This window comes from Glycomyces endophyticus, assembly GCF_039531525.1.
In the GTDB taxonomy this organism is placed as follows: Bacteria; Actinomycetota; Actinomycetes; order Mycobacteriales; family Micromonosporaceae; genus Glycomyces; species Glycomyces endophyticus.
In genome coordinates, this window is record NZ_BAAAQF010000010.1 from 16,500 (window position 1) to 43,488 (window position 26,989).

At 73.0% G+C, this 26,989-nt stretch carries 24 protein-coding genes; 8 read left to right on the forward strand and 16 right to left on the reverse strand.

Annotation, left to right across the window (positions count from 1 at the left end):
* Window positions 1–139: 139 nt before the first annotated feature.
* Window positions 140–1,381, reverse strand: a complete 1,242-nt coding sequence (gene mshC, locus ABD419_RS13865) for a cysteine--1-D-myo-inosityl 2-amino-2-deoxy-alpha-D-glucopyranoside ligase (RefSeq protein ID WP_344487347.1) — start codon at window positions 1,379–1,381, stop codon at window positions 140–142.
* A gap of 117 nt (window positions 1,382–1,498) precedes the next feature.
* Between mshC and ABD419_RS13870 the strand changes: the two genes are divergently transcribed.
* Complete coding sequence (locus tag ABD419_RS13870; RefSeq protein ID WP_344487349.1) at window positions 1,499–2,473, forward strand: aldo/keto reductase; 975 nt, start codon at window positions 1,499–1,501, stop codon at window positions 2,471–2,473.
* Between the two features lie 36 nt (window positions 2,474–2,509).
* Here the strand turns inward: ABD419_RS13870 and ABD419_RS13875 are convergent, their stop codons facing one another.
* Complete coding sequence (locus ABD419_RS13875) at window positions 2,510–2,992, reverse strand: VOC family protein (RefSeq protein ID WP_344487351.1); 483 nt, start codon at window positions 2,990–2,992, stop codon at window positions 2,510–2,512.
* Between the two features lie 72 nt (window positions 2,993–3,064).
* Between ABD419_RS13875 and ABD419_RS13880 the strand changes: the two genes are divergently transcribed.
* Window positions 3,065–3,901 (forward strand): AraC family transcriptional regulator, encoded by an 837-nt coding sequence (locus tag ABD419_RS13880; RefSeq protein ID WP_344487353.1) that lies wholly within the window; start codon window positions 3,065–3,067, stop codon window positions 3,899–3,901.
* Window positions 3,902–3,908: 7 nt separating this feature from the next.
* On the opposite strand, the gene abc-f is transcribed toward ABD419_RS13880, so the two are convergent.
* The 10 genes from abc-f to kdd all read right to left on the reverse strand — a co-directional run bounded on the left by abc-f (window position 3,909) and on the right by kdd (window position 15,160).
* Window positions 3,909–5,510, reverse strand: coding sequence for a ribosomal protection-like ABC-F family protein (gene abc-f, locus ABD419_RS13885; protein ID WP_344488018.1), 1,602 nt, complete (start codon window positions 5,508–5,510; stop codon window positions 3,909–3,911).
* 268 nt (window positions 5,511–5,778) lie between these two features.
* Window positions 5,779–7,098: a M20/M25/M40 family metallo-hydrolase gene (locus ABD419_RS13890; protein WP_344487355.1), complete on the reverse strand. Its 1,320-nt coding sequence runs from the start codon at window positions 7,096–7,098 to the stop codon at window positions 5,779–5,781.
* A gap of 94 nt (window positions 7,099–7,192) precedes the next feature.
* The gene (locus tag ABD419_RS13895) at window positions 7,193–8,383 is read right to left on the reverse strand and encodes a cation:proton antiporter (protein ID WP_344487356.1); all 1,191 of its coding nucleotides are present in this window, start codon (window positions 8,381–8,383) and stop codon (window positions 7,193–7,195) included.
* Window positions 8,383–8,868, reverse strand: a complete 486-nt coding sequence (locus tag ABD419_RS13900) for a cation:proton antiporter regulatory subunit (RefSeq protein ID WP_091049797.1) — start codon at window positions 8,866–8,868, stop codon at window positions 8,383–8,385. The genes ABD419_RS13895 and ABD419_RS13900 overlap by 1 nt, the downstream gene beginning before the upstream one ends.
* Window positions 8,869–9,020: 152 nt before the next feature.
* The gene (locus ABD419_RS13905) at window positions 9,021–10,028 is read right to left on the reverse strand and encodes a serine hydrolase (RefSeq protein ID WP_344487358.1); all 1,008 of its coding nucleotides are present in this window, start codon (window positions 10,026–10,028) and stop codon (window positions 9,021–9,023) included.
* A gap of 78 nt (window positions 10,029–10,106) precedes the next feature.
* On the reverse strand, window positions 10,107–11,435 hold the full coding sequence (locus tag ABD419_RS13910; protein WP_344487360.1) for a glutamate mutase L: 1,329 nt from the start codon (window positions 11,433–11,435) through the stop codon (window positions 10,107–10,109).
* The gene (kal, locus tag ABD419_RS13915) at window positions 11,432–11,812 is read right to left on the reverse strand and encodes a 3-aminobutyryl-CoA ammonia lyase (protein ID WP_344487362.1); all 381 of its coding nucleotides are present in this window, start codon (window positions 11,810–11,812) and stop codon (window positions 11,432–11,434) included. The genes ABD419_RS13910 and kal overlap by 4 nt, the downstream gene beginning before the upstream one ends.
* Complete coding sequence (gene kamE, locus ABD419_RS13920) at window positions 11,809–12,555, reverse strand: lysine 5,6-aminomutase subunit beta (RefSeq protein WP_344487364.1); 747 nt, start codon at window positions 12,553–12,555, stop codon at window positions 11,809–11,811. Before kamE ends, kal begins: the two co-directional genes overlap by 4 nt.
* Window positions 12,552–14,111, reverse strand: a complete 1,560-nt coding sequence (gene kamD, locus ABD419_RS13925; RefSeq protein WP_344487366.1) for a lysine 5,6-aminomutase subunit alpha — start codon at window positions 14,109–14,111, stop codon at window positions 12,552–12,554. Before kamD ends, kamE begins: the two co-directional genes overlap by 4 nt.
* Window positions 14,108–15,160: an L-erythro-3,5-diaminohexanoate dehydrogenase gene (gene kdd / locus ABD419_RS13930; protein WP_344487368.1), complete on the reverse strand. Its 1,053-nt coding sequence runs from the start codon at window positions 15,158–15,160 to the stop codon at window positions 14,108–14,110. Before kdd ends, kamD begins: the two co-directional genes overlap by 4 nt.
* 199 nt (window positions 15,161–15,359) lie before the next feature.
* Between kdd and ABD419_RS13935 the strand changes: the two genes are divergently transcribed.
* A complete protein-coding gene (locus ABD419_RS13935) occupies window positions 15,360–16,802 on the forward strand; it encodes a KamA family radical SAM protein (RefSeq protein WP_344488020.1) in 1,443 nt (480 codons plus the stop codon).
* Window positions 16,799–17,638 carry a beta-keto acid cleavage family enzyme gene (locus ABD419_RS13940; RefSeq protein ID WP_344487370.1) on the forward strand — a complete coding sequence of 280 codons (840 nt, stop codon included), beginning with the start codon at window positions 16,799–16,801 and terminating at the stop codon, window positions 17,636–17,638. Before ABD419_RS13935 ends, ABD419_RS13940 begins: the two co-directional genes overlap by 4 nt.
* A gap of 41 nt (window positions 17,639–17,679) precedes the next feature.
* Here ABD419_RS13940 and ABD419_RS13945 read toward each other — a convergent pair whose 3' ends face one another.
* The 3 genes from ABD419_RS13945 to ABD419_RS13955 all read right to left on the reverse strand — a co-directional run bounded on the left by ABD419_RS13945 (window position 17,680) and on the right by ABD419_RS13955 (window position 19,318).
* Window positions 17,680–18,297: a phosphotransferase gene (locus tag ABD419_RS13945; protein ID WP_344487372.1), complete on the reverse strand. Its 618-nt coding sequence runs from the start codon at window positions 18,295–18,297 to the stop codon at window positions 17,680–17,682.
* A gap of 40 nt (window positions 18,298–18,337) precedes the next feature.
* Entirely contained in the window at window positions 18,338–18,904 is a 567-nt protein-coding gene (locus ABD419_RS13950; protein ID WP_344487374.1) for a DinB family protein, read from the reverse strand.
* Window positions 18,905–19,018: 114 nt separating this feature from the next.
* The gene (locus ABD419_RS13955; RefSeq protein ID WP_344487375.1) at window positions 19,019–19,318 is read right to left on the reverse strand and encodes a hypothetical protein; all 300 of its coding nucleotides are present in this window, start codon (window positions 19,316–19,318) and stop codon (window positions 19,019–19,021) included.
* Between the two features lie 164 nt (window positions 19,319–19,482).
* Between ABD419_RS13955 and ABD419_RS13960 the strand changes: the two genes are divergently transcribed.
* The 3 genes from ABD419_RS13960 to ABD419_RS13970 are packed head-to-tail and all read left to right on the forward strand — an operon-like array spanning window position 19,483 to window position 23,569.
* Window positions 19,483–21,132 (forward strand): ABC transporter transmembrane domain-containing protein, encoded by a 1,650-nt coding sequence (locus ABD419_RS13960; protein ID WP_344487377.1) that lies wholly within the window; start codon window positions 19,483–19,485, stop codon window positions 21,130–21,132.
* A gap of 22 nt (window positions 21,133–21,154) precedes the next feature.
* Complete coding sequence (locus tag ABD419_RS13965) at window positions 21,155–22,909, forward strand: ABC transporter ATP-binding protein (RefSeq protein ID WP_344487379.1); 1,755 nt, start codon at window positions 21,155–21,157, stop codon at window positions 22,907–22,909.
* Between the two features lie 42 nt (window positions 22,910–22,951).
* A complete protein-coding gene (locus ABD419_RS13970) occupies window positions 22,952–23,569 on the forward strand; it encodes a hypothetical protein (RefSeq protein ID WP_344487381.1) in 618 nt (205 codons plus the stop codon).
* Window positions 23,570–23,705: 136 nt separating this feature from the next.
* On the opposite strand, the gene ABD419_RS13975 is transcribed toward ABD419_RS13970, so the two are convergent.
* On the reverse strand, window positions 23,706–24,899 hold the full coding sequence (locus tag ABD419_RS13975) for a serpin family protein (RefSeq protein ID WP_344487383.1): 1,194 nt from the start codon (window positions 24,897–24,899) through the stop codon (window positions 23,706–23,708).
* Window positions 24,900–25,070: 171 nt separating this feature from the next.
* Here ABD419_RS13975 and ABD419_RS13980 point away from each other — a divergent pair, with 171 nt between their 5' ends.
* The gene (locus ABD419_RS13980) at window positions 25,071–26,972 is read left to right on the forward strand and encodes a GTP-binding protein (RefSeq protein ID WP_344487385.1); all 1,902 of its coding nucleotides are present in this window, start codon (window positions 25,071–25,073) and stop codon (window positions 26,970–26,972) included.
* Window positions 26,973–26,989 lie beyond the last annotated feature (17 nt).

The following is a 26,989-nucleotide window of genomic DNA, read 5'->3' on the forward strand; positions in this document are numbered from 1 at the left end:
CGCGCAGGGCGCACCACACCCGCTGAGTGAGACCGTTGAAACCGGACGCAAGCAGCAGAATCTTCAATTCGACTCCAGGAGGATGGGGAGTCGGCCACGCTCAGTAGTTAAGCGTACCGATACTCGGCATATCGCACAATCAGCGCGTGCAGTCTATGCCGAGCAATCCTCCGATCGTGTCTCGGGCGAGACCGGTTGCGGAGGGATCCTCCCCGCCTGCGGAGAGTGTCCGTTGCGCCCATTCGTCGACCGCCGCGAGCGCCCCCGGAGTGTCGAGGTCGTCGGCGAGGCGTTCGCGGACGGCGGTGAGGAGCGCGCCGGCGGGGACGGCGAGCTCGCGGGAGACGGCCTCGCGCCAGCGTCCCAGGCGCAGCTCGGCCTCGGCGAGGACGGCACCGCTCCACTGCCGGTCGGAGCGGTAGTGCTGCGACAGGAGGGCGAGTCGCACGGCCGAGGGGTCGACGCCCTCGGCGCGGAGCTTGGAGACGAACACGAGGTTCCCGAGGGACTTCGACATCTTCTCGCCGTCGAGGCCGATCATGCCGGTGTGCACGTACGCGTTCGCGAAGGGCCGCTTGCCGGTCAGGGTCTGGGCGTGGGAGGCGGACATCTCGTGGTGCGGGTAGATCAGGTCGGAGCCGCCGCCCTGGACGTCGATCTGCTCGCCGAGGTAGTCGAGGGCGATGCAGGCGCACTCGATGTGCCAGCCGGGGCGGCCGGGGCCGACCTCGGTGTCCCAGGAGGGCTCGCCCTCGCGGGGGGCGTTCCACAGGACCGGGTCGAGCGGGTCGCGCTTGCCCTCGCGGTCGGGGTCGCCGCCGCGCTCGCGGGCGTAGGAGACCATGGCGGCGCGGTCGTAGTTCGACTCCTCGCCGAACGCCGGGTCCGACTCGACCGCGAAGTAGACGTCGCCGGACTCGTGGCGGTAGGCGGCGCCGTTCGCGAGGAGCTGGGCGACGGCCTTGCCGACCGAGGGGATGGACTCGACGGCGCCGATGTAGTGGCGGGGCGGGAGGACGTGCAGGGCCTCCATGTCCTCGCGGTAGAGCGCGGTCTCGCGCAGGCCGAGGACCTGCCAGTCGGTGCCGTCGCGCTCGGCGCGCTCGAAGAGGGGCTCGTCGACGTCGGTGACGTTCTGGGCGTAGTGCACGTCGATGCCCTGGTCGAGCCAGTACCGGTGCACGAGGTCGAAGGTGATCATCGTGGCGGCGTGGCCCAGGTGGGTCGCGTCGTACGGGGTGATGCCGCACACGTACATGCTCGCGCGGTCCGCGTCGGAGGCGACCGTCTCGCGCGGGCCCGCGGTCGCGGTGTCGTGCAGGCGCAGGGCGGGGCCGTGGCCGGGCAGGGCGGGTACGTGCGGTGCGGTCCAGGATTCCATGCCCGCGATCCTATTTCGGAAACCGGGCGGGCGGCCAGCGCGCGCGGGATCGGGGACGTGGCCTCGAGCGCACCTGAGGCTTTCCCGTGAATCACCTTCGCTGTACCTTGTGAACCCATGGAACGCCGACCACTTGGACGCAGCGGCATCGAGGTCTCCTCCCTCGGCCTGGGGACCATGACGTGGACCACCGACGAAGCGGGCCTTGAGGACGCGGCCGCGCAGTTGCAGACGTTCGTGGAGGCCGGCGGCACGCTCGTGGACACCGCCGACGTGTTCGGGCAGGGCATGGCCGAGGCGGCGATCGGGCAGCTCATCGGGAAGGTCGCCGCGCGCTCGGAGCTGCACATCGCGACGAAGGCGGGCGTGCGCACCGACGGGGCGCCGCGCAAGCGCGACACCTCGCGCGGGTGGCTCATGCGCTGCCTGGAGGGGTCGCTGCGGCGGCTGGGGACTGACTACGTCGACCTGTGGATCCTGCACGTGTACGACCCGGACACGCCGCTGGAGGAGACGATGTCGGTCCTGGACGGGGCGGTCGCCAGCGGGAAGGTCCGGTACGTGGGCCTGTCGAACCACACGGGGTGGCAGACGGCGCGCGCGTACGCGTGGCAGGCGGCGTGGCCGGGGCGGACGCCGATCGTGGCGAGCCAGGTCGAGTACTCGCTGCTCCAGCGCGGAGTCGAGCGGGAGGTGCTGCCGGCGTGCCTGGCGATGGAGCTGGGGGTGCTGGCGTGGTCGCCGCTGGGCCGGGGGGTGCTGACGGGCAAGTACCGGTTCGGGCGGCCCGCGGACTCGCGGGCGGCCTCGGCGCAGTGGTCGCGGTTCGCGGGCGCGTACCTGGACGAGCGGTCGGCGGGGATCGTGGAGGCGTGCGCGACGGCGGCCGAGGGGCTCGGGGTGAGCCCGCTGGAGGTGGCGCTGGCGTGGGTGCGGGACCAGCCGGGTGTGGCCTCGGCGATCGTGGGCGCGCGGAACGCGACGCAGCTGCGGGCGTCGCTGGCCGCGGAGCAGCTGTTCCTGCCCCCGGAGATCCGCCTGGCGCTCGACGACGTCTCGGCGCCGACCGTGGGGTACCCCGAGAGTTATTGAGCCGCAGGCGGTCTCCCGCCCGCGGCCCGGACGGTGCTACTGGCCTTCGCCCATGGAGGCCATCCACTCGTTGACGCGGCGCTCGCCCTCTTCGCGGGAGACGTCCTCGACGCGGGTCATGATCGACCAGCGGCGCCCGAACGGGTCGGCGATGGAGGCGTAGCGGTCGCCGGTGACGAACACGGCGGGCTCCTCGCGGGAGGTGGCGCCGGCCGCGACGGCCTTGCCGTGGACGGCGTCGCAGTCCTCGACGTAGAGGACGAGCGAGGCGGTGATGCGCTCGGGGTCGGGCGTGGTCATGCCGAAGGCCTCGTTGACGTCGCCGAGCTGCACGATCGAGTCCCCGATCTGGATCTCGCAGTGCGCGACGGTGCCGTCGGGCATGTCGTTGCGGGTGAGGACCCGCGCGCCGAAGACCTCGGCGTACCAGTCGATCGCCTTCGCCGCGTCCTTGACGACGATGAACGGCGTGATCGAGTGGTAGCCCTCGGGGATCGGATTCACATTGGTTGCTGTCATGCCCCCAGTCTTCTCGATACCGCTGACCTGCGCTTGTAAAAAAGCGACGGACCCCGGGCATATCCTCGGGGCATGCACGGACCGACGACGAGCGACAAGGGCATTCTGCGGCCGCAGGAGGCCGCCAGGCATATCGACCTGCGGCGGTACCCGATCGAGGGGCCGCTCGGGCGGTATGTGGAGCGGTTCTGGGCGGTGCACTGGGACCTGCCGGAGGGCGACTCGTACGAGTCGGTGGTGGTCCCCCACCCGTGCGTGAACCTGAGTTTCATGCCGTTCCTGGGCGCGGAGGTCCACGGTCCGGGGATCGCGGTGTCGCGGCATCCGTTGACCGGCCGGGGCCGGGTGTTCGGGGCGAAGTTCCGCCCCGGCGGGTTCACGGCGTTCACCGGGATCGAGGCCGTCGAGTTCGCCGACTGGGTCGCGGGCGCGGCCACCGTGTTCGGGGCCGGAATCGAGGAGCTGAACGAGACGGTGCTGTCGGGCGGCGACGAGCGGGCCGCCTCGGCCGTCACCGCGTTCCTGGAGGCGCGGATGCCGGCGGGCCCCGACGAGCGGTACGAGGAGGTGCTGACGGTCGTCCAGGCGCTGCTGGAGGACCGCTCGATCACCCGCGTGGACCAGGCGGCGGCCCGGTTCTTCATGTCCCCCAAGAGCCTTCAGCGGCTCTTCCACACCTACATCGGGCTCGGCCCGAAGACGCTGATCCGCCGCTACCGGCTCCACGACGCCGCCGACCGGCTCGCGGCCGACCCGCACGCCGACCTCGCGCGGCTCGGCGCCGAACTGGGCTGGTCCGACCAGGCCCACTTCACGAACGACTTCAAGGACCTCATCGGCTACCCGCCCTCGGAGTACGCGGCCCAGTGCGCCACGACCGGCAGGGAGCTGGTCATGGCGCACCGGTGAGCGCGGCTCACTCGGCGACGGCCCCGGCGTCCATCTCCAGGCGGCGGCCCTCGAAGGACGCCCGCAGCCGGCGGTCGTGGCTGACCAGGACCACCGTGCCCGTGTAGGAGGCCAGGGCCTCCTGGAGCTCCTCGGCGAGGACCGGGGACAGGTGGTTCGTCGGTTCGTCCAGGAGGAGGACGTCGACCGGGCGGGACACGAGCCGGGCGAGTTCGAGGCGGCGGCGCTGGCCCGTGGAGAGGGCCGAGACCTGGGTCCCGAACTGCTCGGGTGCGAACAGCCCCAAGGCGAACAGGGCCTCGGCGTGCTCTTCGAGCGTGCCGACGCGGCCCGCGGCGAACGCCCGCAGGACCGACGTGCGGCCCGAGCCGGGCCCGGAGAGCTGGCGCAGGTGGCCGACCGCGCCGGTGCGCTCGGCCGTGCCCTCGTCGGGGGCCAGCTCGCCGGCGAGGACCCGCATGAGCGTGGTCTTGCCCGCGCCGTTGGGCCCGGTGACGAGCACGCGTTCGCCGCTCGCGACGGTCAGCTCCGGGACGGCGAGCCGGTCGCCGACCCGCACGCCCTGGAGCCGCAGCGCGGGCGCGTCGGTCGCGGCGCCGGCCGTGGCGAGCGCGGGCTCGAACCGGAGCGGTTCGGGCGGCGGCAGCGCCGGGTCGGCGTGCAGGCGCTCGAGCCGCCGCTTGGCGATCTTGATGCGGCTCCCGGCGCCGTGGTCGCGGTTGCGGGCCCGGAAGGCCCCGGTGGACATGTTCGCCATCGGGAGCTTGCGCGGGATCGCGTCGGCGCGGCCGGCGTTGTGGTCGACGATGCCCTCCTGGCGCGCGACCTCGGTGCGCCACTGCTCGTACGCGGCCTGCGCCTGCTGGCGCTCGGTCGCCTTCGCGGTGAGGTAGCCGGCGTAGCCGTTGCCGTAGCGGCGGGCCTTGCGGTCGGCGACCTCGATCATGGTGGTGGCGACGGCCTCCAGGAAGGCCCGGTCGTGGGTGACGGCCACGACGGTGCCGGACCAGTCCCGCAGCTGCGCTTCGAGCCAGGCCACGGCCGCGTCGTCGAGGTCGTTGGACGGCTCGTCGAGCAGCAGCAGCGCCGGCCGCGACGCGAGGGTCGCGGCCAGCATGAGGCGCGAGCGCTCGCCGCCCGAGAGGGTCCCGAGCGGGCGGTCGCGGTCGAGTCCGGGCAGCCCGAGGGCGGCCAGCGCCAGGTCGACGCGCAGGTCGGCGTCCCAGCCCTCGCGGGCCTCGAAGCGCGCGAGGAGGCCGGCGTAGGCCTCGGCGGCGGACTCGTCGCCGTCGGCGAGGGCCCGCTCGGTCGCGCGCATGGCGGCCTCGATCTCGCGGAGGTCGGCCAGCGCGAGGTCGATCGCGTCGGCGACGGTGCGGTCCTCGGGCAGGTCGAGCTGCTGGGGCAGGTAGCCGACGCCGCCCGGGGAGGCGACGGTGAGCTCGCCGTTGTCGGGCTCCTCGGTCTGCGCGAGGAGCCGGAGCAGGGTGGACTTGCCCGAGCCGTTGTCGCCGACGACGCCGAGGCGCTCGCCGGGCTTGACGGCGAAGGACACGCGGTCGAGGACGAGGTGGTCGGCGTATCGCTTGGACACGTCTACCAGGGTCAGATGTACATGGCGGAACAAGAGCGCCTCCGAGAAGCAGTGGTGTGCGGGACGGGAGGGCACGCCGATTGCGAAGCGCGGTGCTTCGGGAACGGGATCGATGCGTGCCGTGGCGGTCGTCGCGGAGCCGTGCTCGACGCGGTGACCTGGCTGCTTCTAGGAGAAGAGAATCAACATCGGGGACGACTCTAGGGCAGTCGCGGGCGGCTTGTCCAGGGGTCGGCGGGATCGGGGGCGGTGAGCGTGCTCACCGCCCCCGATCCGGGTGCGGCTAGGACCGGGAGACGAAGCGGTCCATGGCGTCGACGCCGAAGCGGAGGCCCGAGAGCGGGACGCGCTCGTCGATGCCGTGGAACAGGGCGGTGAAGTCGAGGTCGGCGGGGAGCTTCAGGGGCGCGAAGCCGAAGCACCGGATGCCGAGGGTCGCGAAGGCCTTGGCGTCGGTGCCGCCCGAGAGCATGTAGGGGACGGTGCGGGCGCCGGGGTCGGCGAGGCGGATCGCCTCGGCCATGGCGTCGACGAGGGCGCCGTCGAAGGACGTCTCGTACCCGGGCTGGCGGATCTCGTACTCGAAGTCGATCCCGGCGCCGGCGAGCTCCTTGAGGGTCGCCTCGAGTTCGTCGTTGCGGCCCGGGAGGGACCGGCAGTCGATGACGGCCTCGGCGCTGGAGGGGATGACGTTGGTCTTGTACCCGGCGTTGAGGCGGGTCGGGTTGGCGGTGTTGCGGAGGGTCGCGCCGACGAGGCGGGCGATCGGGCCGAGCTTGGCGACGGCCTCGTCGGGGTTCGACGGGTCGAACTCGACGCCGGTGAGCTCGGAGACCGTCTCGAGGAACTGGCGGACGGTGGGGGTCATCTCGACCGGGAACTCGTGCCCGCCGATGTTGGCGACGGCGCGAGCGAGGCGGGTGACAGCGTTGTCGTCGTGGAGCATCGAGCCGTGGCCGGGGCGGCCGGCGGCGCGCAGGCGCAGCCAGTCGAGGCCCTTCTCGGCGGTCTGGACGACGTAGACGCGCAGGTCGTTGGGGAGGGTCATGGAGAACCCGCCGACCTCGCCGACCGCTTCGGTGACGCCTTCGAAGACCTCGGGGTGCTCCTCGACCATGAAGCGGGCGCCGTAGTCGGAGCCGGCCTCCTCGTCGGCGGTGAACAGCAGGACCAGGTCGCGCGGGGGGACCTTGCCGGTGCGCTTCCAGTCGCGCACGAGCGCGATGACCATGGCGTCGAAGTCCTTCATGTCGACCGCGCCGCGGCCGAACAGGTAGCCGTCCTTGATCTCGCCGCTGAAGGGGTGCACGGTCCACTCGCCGGCCTCGGCGGGGACGACGTCGAGGTGGCCGTGGAGGAGGAGGGCGCCGCGGGTGGGGTCGGCGCCGGGGAAGCGGCAGGCCACGGAGGCGCGGCCGGGGGCCGACTCGTAGATCTTCGGTTCGAGGCCGACCTCGGCGAGCTTCTCGGCCACGTACTCGGCGGCGGCGCGCTCCCCTTTCGCGGTCGCGTTGTCGCCGGTGTTCGTCGTGTCGATGCGGATCAGGTCGCGGGCGATGTCGACGACTTCGTCTTCGGGGCGGGGGTTCGCGGTTTCAGCCATCCCTGAGTTGTATCAAGCCCGCGTAACGGTCGGCACCGTGCGGTGGCGGGAGTCGCAGGTTTCACTCTGGAACCGCGGGCCCCCGCCACCGGTGTCAGGCGGCGGACTCGGCCAGGCGCCTGGCGCGGGCCTTCTTGCGGCGCTTGGCCACGATCGGCCCCGCGAGGCGCGGGGTGAGCGGGCCGATGGCGGCCATGATGAGCACGTACGCGGCGGCGACCGACCCGAGCTGCGGATCGAGTCCGGCCGCGACGCCGAGGCCGGCGATGACGATCGAGAACTCGCCGCGCGGGAGGAGGACGAGCCCGGCTCTGAGCTTGCCCGTGAAGGCGGAACCGCTTCTGCCCGCGGCCCACCACCCCGTGGCGAACTTGGTGGCGATCGTGACCACCGCGAGGGCGATCGCGATCGGCAGGACCGGTGGGAGGGCCGTCGGATCGGTCTCCAGGCCGAAGTTGACGAAGAAGATCGCCGCGAACAGGTTCTTCAGCGGCTCCAGCGTCTCCTCGGCCTGGCGCGAGACCTCGCCGGACAGGGCCATGCCGACGATGAACGCGCCGACGGCGGCCGAGACGTGGACCTGCTCGGCTAGGCCGGCGATGACCAGGACGATGCCCATGACCTTGAGCAGGAGGATCTCGTCGTTCGGGGAGGCGAGGAAGCGCGAGAGGAGGTGGCCGCACCTGGAGGCGACCACGAACGCGCCCGCGACCGCGAGCAGGGCGATGCCCAGGCCCCACGCGGCCTGCGTGAACGCGAGACCGGCCAGGAGCGTGGTGAGGATCGGCAGGTAGAGGGCCATGATCATGTCCTCGGCGACGAGCAGCGCGAGGACCGTGGGGGTCTCCCGGTTGCCGAGCCAGCCGAGGTCGGAGAGGACCTTCGCGATGATGCCCGAGGAGGACACGTACGTGACGCCGCCGAAGACGACGGCCGCGATCGGCCCCCAGCCGAGGATGAGCGCGCACGCGACGCCGGGGGCGGCGTTGAGCACGAGGTCGACCACGGCGCCGAGCCAGGAGGTCTTCATCGTCCCGAGCAGTTCGCGCGGGGTGTACTCCAGGCCGAGCGTGAACAGCAGGAGGACGACGCCGACTTCGGCGCCGACGTCGAGGAAGCCGGTGATCGCGTGCATCTCGTAGATGCCGCCGTGCCCGAAGGCGAGCCCGGCGATGAGGTAGAGCGGGATGGCCGAGACGCCGGCCTTGCCGGCGAAGGCTCCGAGGAGTCCGAGGGCTCCTACGAGGAGGCCGAGTTCGAGGAGGAGCTCGACGGTTCCGTGCATTACTCGATCCCGCGCAGGATCTGGTCCACGCCTTCGACCGCCTCCTGCGTCCCGATGGTCACGAGCCGGTCCCCCACGTGGAGGATCGCCGAGGGCGGCGGGCCGGTCTCGACGCCGTCGGCGCGGACGATCGCGACGATGGACGCGCCGGTGCGGGTGCGGGCGCGGGTGTCGCCGAGCGGGCGTTCGGCGTACGGGCTGGTCGCACCGACCTTGAGCTGCTGGGAGACGAGGTTGTCGATCTCGTGGTGCAGCCGGTTGAGCTTCTCGACGATGCGGGCGCCGCCGAGGAGCTCGCCGATCGCGGCCGACTCGTCCGCGGAGAAGACGATGCAGTCGAGCATCGAGTCGGGGTCGTCGGGGTCGTAGATGATGAAGTCGCGGCGGCCTTCGCGGTGGGCGACGATGCCGAGGCGCACATGGCGCTTCGTCTCGAACTCGAACCGCACTCCGATACCGGGCAGCTCGGTGCGCTCCACGTCCACGGTCGATCACTCCTTATGTGTGGGATACGCACCGAACCGTACATCACTCCTGCGCACAGGGGTCCGGGCGTCCGCACGCGGACCGACGCAGGGCACGGCGCACCGCCCGGGGATCGCCGGGCGGTGCGCCGTGGGTCGAGGGTTCTGCGGCCCTAGAGGCCGGAGGTGCCGGTGCCGTGGTCCTGCGGGTCGAACAGGGCGGTCACGCTGCCGAGGCCGGCGCTGTTCGCGATGTCGAAGAACCTGCGGCCCATCTTGGCGTGGGCCTGGACGGCCGGGTGGGTCGCCCCGTAGTTGTCCCAGTGGTCCTCGAACTGGGCCATGAAGGAGTAGGCCAGGAGCGGGGAGCCGTCGGTGCCGAGGACGATGCCGGACTCGTTCCGGTTGGCGTCGTCGGCGCCGTACTTCATGGCGATGCGGGAGCGCTCGGCCGAGGACATCTCGCGGCGGAACCCGTCGTGGTAGCCCGACAGCCCCGACAGGACGCCGAGGAAGAACCGGGTGGAGTCCGCCGAGAGGAGCTCGCCGAGGGCGAGCCGGTGCATGAGGTCGGCCGACTCCGAGGTGGTGGTGTCGCCCAGCCACATGCGGTTGGGGTTCGCCGGGTTGGGGATCACGCGCGTGTCGGTGAAGCCCTTCGCGGCGAGCGTCTCGTTGATCTCGGCGGGCGGGCACACGAGGCCGCACAGCCGCACCGAGGTGTTGTCGGAGACCAGGAGCATGGCGACGAGGACGTTCGCCACGGTGATCTCGTCGCCGTAGGCGCCCTGGTGGAAGTAGAACCCGGAGCCGGTGAGGATGATGTCGGCGGTCAGGGTGATGCGGTCGTCGAGCGAGAGCTCGCCGCGGTCGACCTTGTCGAGGACGCCGAGCGCGATGCCGAGCTTGTTCATGCTCGCGGCGGTCTGGACGCTCGTGGAGTCCTGGTCGACGGCGGTGACGGCGGTGCCGCCGTCGAAGAGGGTGACCGTCCCCTGCCAGGTGCCTCCGGCGTTCCCGGTCTGGCGGTCCCAGACCCGCTTGATGGCCCTGGCCGCGCTGTGGACGTCGGTGACCTCGGCGGTCTCGGTCTCGGCGTGCGCGGTCCCGGCGGTGCCGATGACGGTGCCGGCGGCGGCGGTGAGGCCCGCGCCGAGCTTGACTACGTCGCGTCGCTGCATGATTGCCTTTCGTTGGGCGGCTTGGGATTTCCAGTAGGAATACGCCTAGAGGAGCGTCCCGGGTTGCCCGCGGATCGGCTACAGGTCGGCCAGCAGCAGCGCGGCCAGGTCGCGGCGGCCCTCGGCCGCGAGGAGTCCCGCGGGGGCGAGGCGGTAGTCCGCGTCGACGGTGAAGCGGGCGTCCTTCGGGGGCCGCACGCCGCCCGAGGTGTCGCCGCCGACCGCGTCGCGGAGCCGTGCGACCGCCTCGGGATCGCGGCGCAGCACGCCGCCGGAGCCGACGACGGTGCCGACGGCGGCGAGGTCCTTGCCGCCTCGCAGCGGCTCGGTGGGGCCGCCGATGCGCTCGCCGCGCGCGTGGCGGCGCACCGCGATCCGGGCGGCGAGCGCGCTCAGCTCCCGGTCGAACTCGCGCTCGCGGTCGGTCGCGGCGCGGAGCGCGGGGTCGGCGCCGCGCCTGCGGGCGGCGTCGGGCAGGTCCCAGTCGCCGGGGAGGTCCTCCTCCTCGGCGGCCTCGGTGATGCCCACCGCCGTGTGGCGGACCCCGAGGTCGCCCTCGACGGTCCGCGAGCGCCAGGCGGTCCCGGCGACCTCGGCGCGCGGGCCCTGGAGCTCGGCGTCGGGGGTGAGCACGGAGTAGACGTCGGTGGTCGCGCCGCCGACGTCGACGACGAGGAGGTCGCCGGTGCGCTCGGCCAGCAGCTCGACGCCGGTGAGCACCGCGTCGGGCGTGGCGGCCTTGACCATGCGGGTGAACTCGGCGCTGGCCGAGAGGTGCTTGCCGGCGATGACGTGGCGCAGGAAGACCTCGCGGAGCGCGGTGCGGGCCGGGACGGGGTCGAGCGAGCCGATGCGCGGCAGGACGTTGCCGACGGCGGTGACCGGGACGCCGGCGGCCTCCAGGAGCGCGGCCACGTCGGCGGCGGCGCTCGCGTTGCCCGCCAGGACGACCGGGGTCCTCGAACCCGAGTCGGCGAGGTCTTCGGCGTGGGCGCGCAGAACGGTCTCGTCGCCGCCGTCGGTGCCGCCGGCCAGGAGGATCACGTCGGGGCGGGCGGCGGTGAGGGCCGCGAAGTCGCCGGGGCCGAGGTGCCCGGCGCGGACGTCGACGACGCGGGCGCCGGCGCTGAGCCCGGCCCGGTAGGCGGCGCGGGCGGTGACCAGGGGCTCGTTGCCGATGACGGCGAGGCGCAGGCCGCCGCCCGCGGAGGAGCAGACGAGCGTGTCGACCACGGCGGCGCCGGCGGGGACCGCGGCCGCGACCGCTTCGCGCAGGCCGTCCATGACGTCGGTGGCGAGCGTCGTCGGGTGCGAGGCGGCGCCGGCGAGCGCGCCGGAGTCCGCGTCGACGGCGGCGGCCTTGGTGTAGGTCGAGCCGACGTCGACGCAGACGATGACGGCGGTCAAGGGACCACCACGATGCCGGTGGCGGTGGTGGCGGTGATGGGCTCGTCGAGGACCCGGGCGGCCGAGTCGGCGCGCTCGGGGTCGGCGCGGCAGACCACGGTGAGGGTGAACTCGACGGTGCGGCTGCGCCTGCCGGTGCGCACCACGACGGCGGTCGCCTCGACGATGTCGCCGGCCCTGACGGGGGCCTTGAACTGCACGTCGGAGTAGGACGCGAACAGGCCCTCGTCGCCGTCGGTGAGGATGCACAGCTCGGTGGCGACGTCGCCGAACATGCCGAGCCCGTAAGCGCCGTCGACGAGGTTCCCGCCGTAATGCGCGTGCGAGTAGGGGATGTAGCGGCGGTGGGTCACCGTGGTGCCGTCGTGGTCGGTCATGCGGTCTCCCTGCTGGTGAAGACGAGGCGGTGGACGAGGTAGGACGCGACGTCGGAGGGCATGGTGCCGCGGCTGAAGATCCGGTCGACGCCGAGCTCAGCTGCGGCGCCCTCGTCGAAGCGGGGGCCGCCGACGACGAGGAGCGGGCGCCTGCCGGGCGGGAGGGCCTCGCGGAACGCGGCCGACATCTCGCGGGTGTTGTGCAGGTGGGCGTCCTTCTGGGTGACGACCTGGCTGACGAGGACGGCGTCGGCGCCCTCGTCGACGGCGCGGTTGACGAGGTCGGGCACGGCGACCTGGGCGCCGAGGTTGACCACGCGCAGCTCGCGGTAGTACTCCAGGCCCTTCTCCCCCGCGACGCCCTTGATGTTGAGGATCGCGTCGATGCCGACGGTGTGCGCGTCGGTCCCGATGCAGGCGCCCACGACGGTGATCTTGCGGCCGAGCTTCTCGCGGACGGCGTCGTTGACCTCCTTGGGGCTCAGGTGCGGGTAGTCGCGCTCGACGACCTGGACCTCGTCGAGGTTGACCAGGTGGGTGCTCGCGCCGTACACGACGAAGAACGTGTAGGACTCGCCGATGGGCTTGGCGTGCACGAGCATCGCGCCGTCGAGGCCCATCTTGGCGGCGAGCTGGAGGGCGGCGCCCTCGGCGCGCTTGTCGTGCGGGACGGGCAGGGTGAACGACAGCTGGACCATGCCGTCGCCGGTGGTGTCGCCGTAGGGGCGGACGATGCGGCTCATGCGCTGGCTCCGTCCAGGAGGTCGACTGCGGGGTTCCAGTAGCCGTCGGCGCGCTTCGCGACGCCGTCGAGGCCGCGGCCGCCGTCGGCGGGCCGCTTCATGATGCCGAAGGTGCCGTCGGCGATGGCGTTGAGCAGGCCGTCGTCGCAGATGCGTCCGAGGAGGTCGACGGCCTCGTCGAGCACGTGGTTGGCGCGGTTCGCGATGAAGCCGTCGGCGGGCGGGTGGAAGTCCTCGGCGAGGCCGGCGCAGGCGCTGAGGACGTACCGCACGTTCTGGAGGGCGATGTCGCGGTCGGAGAGCCAGGGGGTGACGACCGCTTCGGTCATCATGCCCACCAGGAGGATCGACTGGCCGGTCATGACCCCGGCGAGGTTGAAGAACCCGTCGAGGAGGTTGCCGCGGAAGACGTCGCCGGTCATGTGCTTGGTCGGCGGCATCCACTTGAGCGGCGCGTCGGGGAACAGCTGGCGGGCCAGGAGCGCGTGCGCGAGTTCGAGCCGGAACGACTCGGGCACTTCGGGGTTGATCTCGAAGGCGTGCCCGAGGCCGAGGAGCTCGTCGGGGAGCCCGGCCTCGTGGGCGAAGCGCTCGTTGAGGAGCTGCGAGACGGTGACGGTGTGGGCGGCCTCGACCGCGTCGGCCGTGGTCAGGTAGTTGTCCTCGCCGGTGTTGATGATGATCCCGGCGCGGGCGTGGACCTGGCGGCTGAAGCGCTGGTCGACGAAGGTGCGGATCGGGTTGATGTCACGGAACAGGATGCCGTACATGGAGTCGTTGAGCATCATGTCGAGCCGGTTCATGCCCGCCAGCGCGGCGATCTCGGGCATGCACAGCCCGGACGCGTAGTTGGTGAGGCGAATGTAGCGGCCGACCTCGCGGGAGGTGTCGTCGAGGGCCGCGCGCATGAGCCGGAAGTTCTCACCGGTGGCGTAGGTGCCGGCGAAGCCCTCGCGGGTGGCGCCCTCGGGGACGTAGTCGAGGAGGGACTGGCCGGTGGAGCGGATGACGGCGATGACGTCGGCGCCGGCCTTGGCGGCGGCCTGGGCCTGCGGGATGTCCTCGTAGATGTCGCCGGTGGCGACGATGAGGTAGATCCAGGGGCGCTGGGGCGGGTCGCCGATCTCGGCGACGAGGGCGTCGCGGCGGCCGCGCTGGTCGTCGATGCGGTCGAAGCCCGCGCCGACGGCGCCGCGGGCGCGGGCGCGGGCGTCGTCGGCGGCGCGGCCTTCGGGGATCGCGAAGCGGACGCCGCCCGCGGCGGCGGCGTGGGCGAGCCGTTCGAGGTCGGGGTGGTCGGCGAGGGCGTGGAAGACGGGGAGGGCGATGCCGTGCTCGATGCCGACCTGCTCCTGGACGGCGTCGGCGAGACGGTTGACCCAGGGGATGCCGTCGGCGTCGGCGCCGGTGAGCCCGGCGAGGCGGAGGGTGGCGCGTTCGACGGAGACGGTGGTGTGGCTGCGCGCGAGGTCGACGACGGGCTGGGCGGCCTTGGCGGCGAGGCGGCGGGCGCGGGCGACGAGGTCGGCGTCCAGGGGCAGGAGCGGGGTCGTCATGCGTGCCGTCCTCCGATGCGGGCGTTGAAGAGTTCCTTGAGGCGGGGGTGGGCCTTCATGAGGTGGAGCGCGTAGTCGGCGTGGCCGGGGACGTAGCCGTTGCCGATGAGCATCTCGACGTCGGCGGCGAGGCCTTCGGCGCCGAGAGCGGCCTGCGGGAAGGAGGTCGCCATGGAGAAGAAGACGACGGTGCCGCCCGTCGCGGTCGCGAGCACCGCTCCGTGCTCGCAGCCGGGGACGTCGACGCAGACGACGGTGACGTCGGCGCCGCGGCCGTCGAGGGCCTCGGTGACGCTGCGGGAGAGCGCGAGGGGGTCGGTGGCGTCGGCGACGGCGATCTCGTCGGCGAGGCCGAGGCGGCGCATCTGGGCGGCCTCGATCTGGTCGCGGACGACGGCGAGGACCTTCGCGGCGCGGGCGTCCCTGGCGGCGGCGAGGGACAGCGACCCGGACTTGCCGGCGGCGCCGAGGACGGCGACGGTGGGGCCGGAGTGGTAGCGGCGGGAGACGACGCGGCGGACGAGGGCGGGGGCGCCGCAGACGTCGAAGACGGCGAGCGCGAGGGCCTCGGGCATGTGGTCGGGCAGGGGCGCGGCGATGGAGCGGCCGAAGAGGATGGCGGTGCCGGCGGCGGGGACCTGCTCGGATTCGCCGTCCCAGCGCTCCAGTCCGTCGGTGATGCGCAGCGGGGTGAGGGTGAGGGAGACGAGGGTGGCGACCTTCTGGCCGGGTTTGAGGCCGAGCGGGGAGCGGGGGCCGACGGCGTCGACGGTGCCGATGAGCATGCCGCCCGAGCCGGTGACGGGGTTCTGCATCTTGCCGCGCTCGGCGACGATCGCGAGGACCTCGGCGCGGACGGCGTCGCCGTCGCCGTCGTGCTTGGTGCGGAGCTGCCGGTAAGAGGCCGCGTCGAGGTTGAGGCGCTCGACGCTGATGCGGACCTCGTCGTCGCGGATCTCGGGGTTCGGGTCGAGCCGGTCGGCCGCTTGTGGCAGTGCTCCGGCGGGGCTGACGACCCGGTGCGATCCGACCGGTGAGCCTGTCGACATCGTTGCCGCCCTTCTGTGCTTCGTCGCAACGGGGAGTTGATCGAATCTCAATATGCGAGACCTAGCGAGCAACTGTAACGGAAGGTTATCCTCGTCACAAGGCGGTCTACCCCCGCCCGCGACGTTTCCCCGGGCCGAACATCCCGGACATGGAGGTGAGAACGTGGCCGATCGACCATTCGAGGCAACGGTGCCCAAGATGATCGAACAGCCGTACCAGTACCGGCGCCGCGAGCTGGTCGAGCCGGACTGGACCCGGTTCCCCGGCTGGGCCGGCGTGACCGAGGCCGACTGGGCCTCGGCGCAGTGGCAGCGCGTGCACTGCGTGAAGAACGTGAAGCAGCTGCGCGAGCTGTTCGGCGACCGGCTGCACGAGTCGTTCTACGAGGACCTGGAGGCCGACATCGCGCACAGCGCGACGATGTCGATGCTGCTGCCGCCCCAGATGCTCAACACGATGGTCCCCGCGGTCGAGGAGACCGGCGCGGGCTCGTGGACGGACGCGTTCTATGCGGACCCGGTGCGCCGCTACATGCTCCCGGTCGCCTCCGACCGGCGCTCGGACTGGCCCTCCCACCCCTTCGCGGCGCGCGACTCGCTGCACGAGCACGACATGTGGGCGGTCGAGGGCCTGACCCACCGCTACCCCACGAAGGTCCTCGCCGAGCTCCTCTCGACCTGCCCCCAGTACTGCGGCCACTGCACCCGCATGGACCTCGTCGGCAACTCCACGCCCACGGTCGACAAGCGGCGCCTCTCGCTCAAGCCCGTCGACCGGCAGACGGCGATCCTCGAGTACCTCCAGGCGCACCCGGGCGTGCGCGACGTGGTCGTCTCCGGCGGCGACGTGGCGAACCTGCCGTGGAAGCAGCTGGAGCGGTTCCTCGACCGGCTCCTGGACGTGGAGACGATCCGCGACATCAGGCTGGCGACGAAGGCGCTCATGGGGCTGCCGCAGCACTGGCTGCAGGACGAGGTCGTCGAGGGCATGGCGCGGGTCGCCAAGCGGGCGGCCGGGCAGGGCGTCAACCTCGCGATCCACACCCACGTCAACCACGTCAACTCGGTGACCCCGACGGTGGCGCGGGCCGCGGCCGCGATGCTCGACGCGGGCGTGCGCGACGTGCGGAACCAGGGCGTGCTCATGCGCGGCGTCAACGACACCCAGGCCGACCTGCTGGACCTGTGCTTCGCACTCCAGGGCGAGGCGAACATCCTGCCGTACTACTTCTACATGTGCGACATGATCCCCAACGCCGAGCACTGGCGGACCTCGGTCGCGCAGGCGCAGGAGCTCCAGACCGCGATCATGGGCTACCTGCCCGGGTACGCGACGCCGCGGATCATCTGCGACGTGCCGATGGTCGGCAAGCGCTGGGTGCACCAGCTGTCGGAGTACGACCGGGAGCTGGGCATCTCGTACTGGACGAAGAACTACCGGACCTCCATCGAGGCCGACGACCCCGACGCGCTCACGCGCCGGTACCCGTTCTACGACCCGATCGACACGCTGCCGAAGGCCGGCCAGGCGTGGTGGGCGAACATGCACGCCCCGCACGCGGCTAAGGAGGCCGGGAACGCGGCGGCCGCGCAGTCCCGGCAGGCGTCCGCGCGCCAGGACGAGGCGGCGGAGGTCGGATGACCGGGACGCTGATCACGGTGGCGCCCACGGGGGCCGAGGTCGACAAGGCCGAGGTCCCGGCCCTGCCGGTGACGCTCGACGAGCTGGTCGAGACCGCCGTGCGGTGCGAGCGGGCGGGCGCTTCGATCATCCACGTGCACCTGCGCGACGACGGGGCGAAGCCGACGCTCGACCCGGTGCGCCTGCGCGACGCCGTCGCGGCCCTGCGGGACTCGACGGACCTCATCGTGCAGCTCTCGACGGGCGGGTCGGTCCGCGACGGCGAGGAGGCCCGCCTCGCGGTCGTCGACGCCGAACCGGACATGGCCTCGTGCACGATGGGCACCGTGAACTTCGGCGACGACGTGTTCACCAACCGCTGGGAGTTCGTGGTGCGCCTCCACGAGCGGATGCGGGAGGCGGCGGTCGTGCCCGAGTACGAGCTGTTCGACCTGGGGCACCTGTCGGCGCTGGAGCGGCTGCTCGACCGGCACGGGCTGCCGTTCGGCGACCACGTGCACGTGGACTTCGTGCTCGGCGTCCCGGGCGGGGCCGCGGGCGACGCGTCCACGGTGACGGCGTTCGCCGAGGGGGTCCGCCGCTACCTGCCGGAGGGGACCACGTTCTCCGCCACCGGGATCGGACGGTCGACGCTGCCGGTCATGTTCGCCTCGCTGGCGCACGGCGGCCACCTGCGCGTCGGCATGGAGGACACCGTGTCCTTCGCGCGGCGCCGGCCGGTGACGGGCAACGACCAGCTGGTCGCGCGCGCGGCCGAGGCCGCGGCGCTGGCCCAGCGGCCGGCCATCAGCACGGTCGAGGCGCGCAAGCTCCTGCGGATGCGCGACGCCGACTGACGGCGTGGACGGGGCCCGGTCGCGACTGCGGCCGGGCTTCGTCATTCCCGCCGGAGCAGGCCGCGGCCGGCCGCGGCCTCGCGGAAGCGCTCGGCGTGCACGGCGCCGTACTGCGGGTTGAGGCCGCCGGTCAGGCTCCAGACCATGTCGTCGACGTCGCGGCCGCGGTCGGCGACGCCGAGCGAGCCGACGTCCACGACGCCGGTGACGGTGAGCGTCAGCGGATCGAGGATCACGTTGGGCAGCATGAAGTCGCCGTGGGAGACGACGGGGTCGCCGCCGGGCTCGCCGCGGAAGGGGCACCGGTCGACCGGGAGGGTGTGGAAGCGGGCGAGGTAGCGGCCGACGGCCTCGGCCACGGCGAGGCGCTCGGACGCGGGCCAGGGCTCGGCGCCGGAGCGGCCGGGCACGGCCGTGGTGACGAGGTAGTCGCGGCCGTCGCCGAGCTGGCCGTTGTCGACGAGTTCGGGGGCGCCGAGGTCGAAGTGGGCGAGCCAGGCGAGCGCGTTCGCCTCGCGGGCGAGGCCGGCGCCGACCTTCACGTACAGCGGGGCGGCCCCGTCGAGGCGCCACACGTGCGCGCCGGACTCCCCGATGCCGACGGGCGCCCAGGTGCGGCCTCGGTAGCGGGTGCGGAGCTCCTCGATCGGTTCGGACATGCACACAGGGTCGCACCGCGGCGACGGGACGGCAACGCGGTTATCGGCCGCCGTGCTCGGCGCGGTAGAGGTCGCGTAGGAGGCAGATCTCGGCGCCGTGGGCCATGACCTCGCGGTTGAGGTGGAGGAGGAGGGCGCCCATGCTGTCCTGGTCGTACGGCTTCCCCTTGGGGCCCAGTGGGGCCTCGAACCCCTCGTCGGTGAGGGCGCCGATCGCGTCGCGCCAGTGCCCGTAGGCGCCGTCGAGCATGGCGATCGCGCCGTCGGCGGTGGCGGGGAGCGGTTCGGGCCACAGGCGCCGGTCGAACATGCCCGCGTCCTCGAGCCCGTCGTGCGGGCCGAAGAAGGCGCGGGCGCGGATGCCGAGGACGTCGCGGCCGACGTGGGCGGCGCGCCAGGCGATCGTGGTGACCGGGGGCGGTTCGGGGGCGGGCTGCGCCTCGTCCATGACGAGGTCGCCCGCGGCGTCGGGGCGGAGGGTCCAGCAGCCGTCGACCGGCTCCCAGAGGTACTCGTCGTCGGTGAGGCCTTCGATGCGGGGGCGGAAGTGGAAGTCCCAGTAGAACTCCAGCTGCCCGAGGACGGCCGTGCGCCAGTTCATGCCCATGGTGTCGACTCTAGGGCCTGCCGGGCCGGTTCGGGCCGGGGCCGGGGCGATCGGGGGCGGGCAGCGGTCGGGCCCGGCCGGGTTGGGCGGCCGGGCCCCATGTCCGTGCTCGGGCTATGAGCGCCAGCGGCGGCCGGCGCCGGCGATGGCGCCTCCGACGAGGAGGTAGACCAGGGCCGCGAGGCCGTAGTTGACGACGGCCCGGACCTTCGGGTCGTCGATGGTGAACATGTCCCTGAACAGCCAGGAGAACCAGTTCGCCATGTCGCCGATGATGTTGACGAGGGGGTTGCCGGGGTTCGCCTCCAGGAGGACGAACGCGAGGTGCAGCAGGATGATCAGGGCGATGAGGCCGAACACGATCGTGATGACGTGTGCGATCAACGAGTTGTGACGCGAAGCTACGTAGGGCATGTCGTGTCCTTCCACTGTGTTGCATCGGGGGTCGATGTTGGACTTCGTGTTCCCCTTCCTGCGGGTTTCCAAACTGCGTGGCCCGCGACGCTCGTCTCAGTGCCGATTTCCCGGGCGGAAACGGAGGAGGCGTCACAGCCGGTCGGCAGGTAAGCTTCCGTTCCATGCCCCCAGCACCCCGGCCGCTCACCCCCATGCGGCTGCTCCTCCGGCAGGCGCGTCCGAACCGGGCCCGGCTGGTCCTCGGCATGCTGTTCTACGCTGGCGCGTCGTGCGCCTCGATGCCGCAGCTGTGGATCATCGGGAAGGTCATCGACGAGGGACTCATCGCCCGCTCCGCGCGCGACTTCGCGATCTGGCTCGGGGCGGCCGCCGTGCTGGTGGTCCTCCAGCCCATCCTGTGGGCCAACGGGTTCCGGCAGTTCTCCACGGTCGAGGCGCGGAACCAGCGGGCGATCGTGCGCGACCTGACCGACCGGCTCAACAGCTCGGGCCCCGCAGTGCGCGACCGGGTCTCGGCCGGCGAGCTGCTCAACCTGCCGAGCGAGGACGCCCGGCGCGCGGCCCGGGCGGTCAACGACGCCGGGTTCTTCTTCAACACGCTGGTGATGTTCGCGGTCGGCGCGGCCCTGGTGTGGTCGATCCATCCACTGCTGGGCGTCGTCATCATCAGCGGCAGCATGGTGACCGCGGTGATCGCCGGGCCGCTGCTGGGGCGGCTCCAGTCGCGGCAGTCGGACTACCGGGCCCGGATCGGCGACCTGTCCGCGCACGCGGCCGACATCGTCGGGGGCCTGCGGGTCCTGCGCGGCGTCGGCGGCGACCTGCTGTTCGCCGCCCGCTACCGGGAGCGCTCGACCGAGCTGCGCCGCAAGGGGTACGAGGTCGCCGGGCCCAGCTCGTGGATCCACGCGCTGCGCCACTCGATGCCGATCGTGTTCGTCGCGGTCATCACCTGGGTCGGGGCGCTCCTCGCCGCCGACGGGGCGATCACCATCGGCGGGCTGGCCTCGGCGTTCAGCTTCGCGACGATCTTCATCGCGATCTCAGGGAACTTCATCGGCTGCTCGCAGTACCTGGTGGCGGCGTGGGTGGCGGCCAAGCGGATCGTGCGGGTGCTGGAGATCGGGCCCGACCTGGCCGACGACGGGACCGCGACCGGCGGTGGCGGCGAGCTGCGCGACCCCGAGACCGGTCTGGCCGTGCCGGTCTCGGGCCTCACCGTGGTGGTGACCGCCGAGACCGCGCCCGCCGCCGAGGCGTGCGAGCGGCTGGCCCGCTACCGCGACTCGGAGGCGACCTGGGGCGGGCGGCCCGTCGCGGACTTCGCGCTCGCCGAGGTGCGGTCGCGGATCATGCTGCTCACCGACGAGGACCACCTGTTCACCGGGACGCTCGCCGCGACGATGCGCGTGCCCGAGGACGAGGCGCGGCGGGCGATCGAGGCGGCGTGCGCCGACGACGTCGCCTCGCAGGGCATGGACCTCCTCGTCGAGGAGGGCGGCCGGAACCTCTCGGGCGGGCAGCGGCAGCGGCTGCGCCTCGCCAGAGCGCTTGCGGCCGAACCGGAGACGCTGCTCGCGGTCGACCCGACGTCCGCCGTCGACGCCCACACCGAGTCGATCATCGCCGCGCGCGTCGCCGCGGCCCGCGCCGGCCGGGCGACCCTCGTGGTCACGGCCTCGCCGCTGTGGCTCGCGCACGCCGACCGCGTCGCCTGGATGGTCGACGGGAAGGTCCACGCCGTCGGGTCGCACGCCGGCCTCCTCGCCGACGCCGCCTACCGCCGTCTCGCCTCGCACAGCGTCGACTGAGCCCGTTGAAAGCAGAGCACGCATGAGCACCATGGCAACCGCATCCGCGCCGGCGCGGGGCCGCCTGCCGGTCGCCGGACCCGCCGACGTCCGCCGGGCCGTGGGGCGGCTCATCGCCGCCGACCCGGGCCGCGCTTCGGCCGTCCTGCTGCTGTACCTGTTCGCGGCCGCGTTCAGCGTGGCCGTGCCGATCCTCCTCGGGAAGGTCGTCGACGGCATCGCCGCCGACTGGAGCACCGGGCGGGTGCACCTGGTGTGCGCAGTGATCCTCGGGTGCGTGTGCGTCCAGTTCGTGCTCAGCCGCCTCGGGCGCCTCGCCGGGTACCGGTTCGGCGAGCGGGCCGCCGCGCGGCTGCGCGAGTCGGTCGTGGAGCGGGTCCTGTCGCTCCCGCTCGTGCAGGTCGAGCGCGCCGGGCGCGGCGACCTCGGGACCCGCACCGCCTCCGACGTGAACGTCGTCGCCGACATGCTGCGCGACAACGGACCCACCGTCGCGACCCTCGTCATCGAGGTCGTCGTCCTGTACGTCGCCACGTTCGTCGCGAGCCCGGTGCTCGGCCTAGTGGCGCTGGTGACGGTGCCGCCGCTGTACCTGGCCGCACGCCGGTACCTGCGCCGCGCGGCCCCGGCGTTCCTCGCGCAGCGCGCGGCCATGAGCGAGGCCGCCGAGACCGTCGGCGCCTCGGGCGCGGGGGCGCGGACCGTCGAGTCGCTGGCGCTGCAGGCGGAGCGGCGGGAGCTCGGCTACGACCGCGGCCAGTCCATGATGGACCGGATGCTGCGGGTGGTGCGGCTCCAGACGGACTTCTTCACCGTGCTCCTCATGATCAACCGCGGCCAGCTCCTCATCGTCACCCTCGCCGCCGGGATCTGGTACTTCCAGGGCGGGCTCACGCTCGGCACCGCCATCGCGGCCATCACCGTCACCGTGCGGATCGCCAACCCCACCAACGGGGTCATGACCCAGCTCGGCGAGTTCCAGCAGGGCGCGGCCGCGCTCGCCCGCATCGAGGGCGTCAACCTGATCCCCGAGGAGCCGCGCGAGGCGCGGCCCGACGGCCCCGAGCTGCGGATGGACGCGGTGACGTTCGGGTACGGCGACGGCCCCGACGTCCTCCACGGCCTGAGCCTCCACCCCGCGCGCGGGCAGCGGCTCGTCGTGGTCGGGCCCTCCGGGGCCGGGAAGTCCACGATCGCCCGGCTCCTGGCCGGGATCGACAGGCCGCGTACCGGAACGGCGACGCTGGGCGGCGTCCCGGTGTACGACATCGGCGTGGAGGAGCTGCGGCGGCACGTGGTCCTGGTGACCCAGGAGCACTACGTGTTCGCGGCCTCCCTGCGCGACAACCTGATCCTCGCCGCGCCCGACGCCGGCGACGACCGCCTGGAGGAGGCGCTGCGGCGCGTCGACGCCCGCTGGGCCGTCGAGGAGGGCCTCGACACGATGCTCGGCGACGAGCACCGCAAGCTCACCACCGCCGAGGCGCAGCAGATCGCGCTCGCGCGCGTCGTCATCGCCGACCCCGACATCGTCATCCTCGACGAGGCCACCGCCGGCATCGACCCCGCCAGCGCGGGCAGGGTCGAGGCGTCCCTGGCGGCGGCCCTCGCGGGCCGCACCGTCATCGCCATCGCCCACCAGCTCCAGGCCGCGCGCTCGGCCGACCGCATCGCGGTGGTGGAGCGCGGCCGGATCGCCGAGGCGGGGACGCACGGCGAACTGCTGGCCGCGGGCGGGGTGTACGCCGGGCTCTGGCATGCGTGGCAAGGGGACTGAACGAGGCGGCCCCTCGCGGGCGCGGGCGGTTAGACTCCGGGCATGACGCGAACCCCGGTGACCGGCGAGCACGTTCTGGAGGCGGCGGCGGTCTCCGTCGCGGCCTTGCGCAAGGGCGACCGCGAGGCCTGGTCGAACCAGGCGGGCCCGATGGAGATGTCCTGCTGGGACGCCCTGGAGCACCTGCACAACGGCGTGTTCTCGTACGCGCTGCGGCTCTCGGGGCCGGAGGGCTGGATGCCCGGCGGGCCGCTGATCGGCTGGGATCCGCTCCCGATCCGCTTCGACCGCGAGGAGGGCCCGGAGACGGGCATCCAGGTGGTGTCGATGATGAGCGGCATGGTCGCGGCGGCCGTGGACGCGCGGGGCCCGGAGGTCCGGGCCTGGCACGTCTGGGGCGTGGCCGACCCGGAGGGCTTCGCGGCCATGGGCGTCGTGGAGACGCTCGCGCACGTCTTCGACCTCACGCAGGGCCTCGGCGTCGACTTCGACCCGCCCGCCGACCTCGTGGCCCCGGCCCTCGCCCGCCTCTTCCCCGAAGCACCGACCGGCGCCGACCCGTGGCGGACCCTCCTGTGGGCCACCGGCAGAGGCGACCTCGACGGCCGCGCGCGCCGCGCTCCGGACTGGACCTGGCACGCCGCGCCGCTCGACGAGTAACCGGGCCGGCTCCGCCCGCTGGCGCTGCGAACCGCTCCCCCGGCAGGGGGTCGGCGGCGTTGCGCCGGCCCTTGCCGGGTGAGCGCGTTCGCGGCGGCGACGTCGGCGGGAGTCAGGGCGTCGTGGAGGGCGGTGCTCATGCGGTCTCCGGTTCGGCGACCCAGCCGGCGACGAGGACGAGGCCGGTGGGGCGGTGGCGGGCGAGGTAGGCGAAGGGGCGGTCGAAGACGATGCGGGCCTGCACGTGCGTGTGGTCGAACTTGGGCACGCCGGCGGCGCGGGCCATCGCCATGGCGGTGACGGCGGCGGCCTCGAAGCCGGTGGCGCTGAAGACGGCGGTGCAGGCCTGCTTGGCCTGGGAGACGTAGACCGGTTCGGCGGCGAGGCGGTCGAAGCGGGCGCGGTCCTGGTCGGAGGCGAGGACGAGGCCGAGGGCGGCGGCGTCGGCGCTGAGGTCGAGGTCGGCGTCGAGGCGGAAGCGGACGGTGTCGACGGCGGTCTCGGGGCCGGCCTGGGGGCGCATGGAGCGGTACTCGGCGACCTCGACGCCGATGGCCCGCTCCCCCGGCGTCAGCTCAGTCGCCGAGCGGCCCCAGGCGGGGTCGGCGGCGTCGAGGAGCGTGTCCACGACGGCATGCGGGTCGAGGCCGTCGCGGCCGAGGGCCAGGAGGACGTCGATGTCGCCGTCGCCGGCCACGGTGAGCACGGAGGCGTCGTCGGCGACGCGGAGGACGTCGCCGAGGACGGCGGTGAGGCCGCGGACCTGGCCGAGGCCGGCCCAGGGACCGGTGCGGAAGGTGCGGCGGAGGTCGGTGAAGGGGGTGCGCCAGGTGGTCTTCACGGCGAGGGCGCTGGCGAGGACGAGGTCGATGGGCTGGCCGAAGTCGAGGGGCATCTCGGGGATGAGGCCGCGCGTGTTCCGGGAGGCCCAGTCGTCGAGGGCGGCCTTGTCGGCGGCGGGGTCGCCGGTGAGTGAGCCGACGGCGTCGACGGGGAGGCCGGCGGTCCAGTCGGGGTCGAGGGTGACGCGCTTCCCGGCCCAGACGGCGACGGCGGCGCTGAGCGCGGGTGATTCGCGCAGGGCGGCGAGGAGGGCCGCGGGGACGGCGGCGGCGCGGTCGGCGTCGATCCGGGCGGCGGCGAGCAGTTCGTCCCTGGTGTCCTCGACGGCGCCGGTGGCGAGGACGGCGAGGAGCGGCCAGATGCCGAGTCCTGATGCGGCCGAGGGGATCTCGGCGCGGGCGGCGAGCCAGTGTCGGGTCAGGCCGTTCGCGGCGTCGATGTCGGCGGCGGTCAGCGCCCGCTGGAAGGTGTCCTCGCTCGTGCCCATGGGCGGAGCCTAGCGCGGGGGTGCTCCCCGGGAAAAGCGGTTGCGGGATCGGAGGGGCGGGCCTAGCGTCGCTTCTGATCGGTCCGATACGAGTCAGAGAGGGGTCCGACATGCGCCGGACTTCGGAGTTCACCCAGCGAATCCAGCCGAACTCTGCTCTGAGGACTGTCATTGTCATTTCTGAATCTGGGGATTCTCGCCCACGTCGACGCCGGTAAGACCAGCCTGACCGAGCGGCTGCTGTTCGACGCGGGGATCATCGACCGCGTCGGGAGCGTCGACTCCGGCAGCACGCAGACCGACTCGATGGAGTTGGAGCGCCGCCGCGGGATCACGATCCAGTCGGCCGTCGTGGCGTTCCGCTTGGGCGGCACCACCGTCAATCTCATCGACACGCCGGGCCACACCGACTTCATCGCCGAGGTGGAGCGGGCGCTCCGCGTGCTCGACGGCGCGGTCCTGGTGGTCTCCGCGGTCGAGGGCGTGCAGGCCCAGACGCGGGTCCTGTTCCGCACCCTGGAGCGGCTCGGCGTGCCGACGCTCCTGTTCGTCAACAAGATCGACCGCCGCGGCGCCCGCGAGTCGGGCCTGCTGGAGGACCTCGCCCGGATGCTGAGCCCGCGGCTGCTGCCGATGGGGACGGTGCGGGCGATCGGGTCGGGCGGGGCGGCGGCCGTCCCGTTCGGGTTCGGCGACCGCGATTTCGCCGACCGGGCCGCGGACCTGCTGTCGGCGGGTTCGGACGAGTTCCTCGAGGCGTACCTGGAGCGGCCCGAGTCGCTCGACTACCACGCCGAGCTGGCCGCGCAGGTGCGCGCCGGCGCGGTGCACCCGGTGTACTTCGGGTCGGCGGTGACGGGCGCGGGCGTGGCGGCGCTGACCGAGGGCGTGCGCCGGTACCTGCCGCTGCCGCAAGGGGATCCGGACGCGGAGGCCCGCGGCACGGTGTTCAAGGTGGAGCACCGCGACCAGAAGGTCGCGTACGTGCGGGTGAGCGCGGGCCGGATCGGGCCGCGCGACGTGCTGACGGCGTACCGCCGCGGCGAATACGGCGCGGTCGAGGCGCACGAGGGCAAGGTGACCTCGGTGGAGGTCTTCGACCACGGCACGGCCACCGTCCCGGGCGAGGCGGTGCCGGGTTCGATCGCGAAGGTGAAGGGCCTGAGCGACATCCGCATCGGCGATGCGATCGGCTCGCCCGACGGCCTGGCGAGCGGCGGCCTGTTCACGCCGCCGACGCTGGAGACGGTGGTGCGCCCGGCCGACCCGAACGACCGCGTGCCGCTCAACCGGGCCCTGCTGAGCCTCGCCGAGCGGGACCCGCTGGTGGACCCGCACCTGGACGAGCTGTCCGAGGAGATGGCGGTCCGCCTGTACGGCGAGGTGCAGAAGGAGGTCGTGGCCTCGCTCCTCGACGAGGAGTTCGGCATCGGCGTCGAGTTCGAGGAGACGCGCGCGATCCACGTCGAGCGGCCGCTGCGCGCGGCTTCGGCCCTGCACGAGATGGGGGCGTGGGCGCAGACGACGAACGTCGCGACGGTGGGGCTGCGGCTGGAGCCGGGCGAGCCCGGTTCGGGTCTGCACTACGGCTTGGAGGTGGAGCGCGGCTCGCTGACGCGGGCGCTGCGCAACGCGGTCGAGGAGGGCGTCTTCGAGTTCATGCGCCGCGGCCGGTACGGCTGGGCGGTCACCGACTGCCGGGTGTGGCTGACGGCCACCGGGTACATCGGGCGCACGAGCACGGCCGGGCACTTCCGCGACACGACGAAGTACTTGCTCGGCGTGATGCTGGAGGAGGCGGGGACGGCGGTCTGCGAGCCGGTGAGCGCCTTCCGCGCGGAGTTCCCGGCCGGGACGGGCAACGCGGTCCTCAAGACCCTCGGCGAGGCGCGCGCGAATATCAAGGGCCAGTTCTCGACCGACACCACCGGGTACGTGTCCGGCTTCATGCCGACCGAGGCGGTCCACGGCGTGGAGCGGCGCCTCCCCGGCATCACCGAGGGCCTGGCGCTGTTCAGCGCGGAGTTCGCCGAGTACCGCCCGGTGTACGGTCCGCCGCCGCGCCGGAAGTAGGAGCGGCGCAAGCGGAT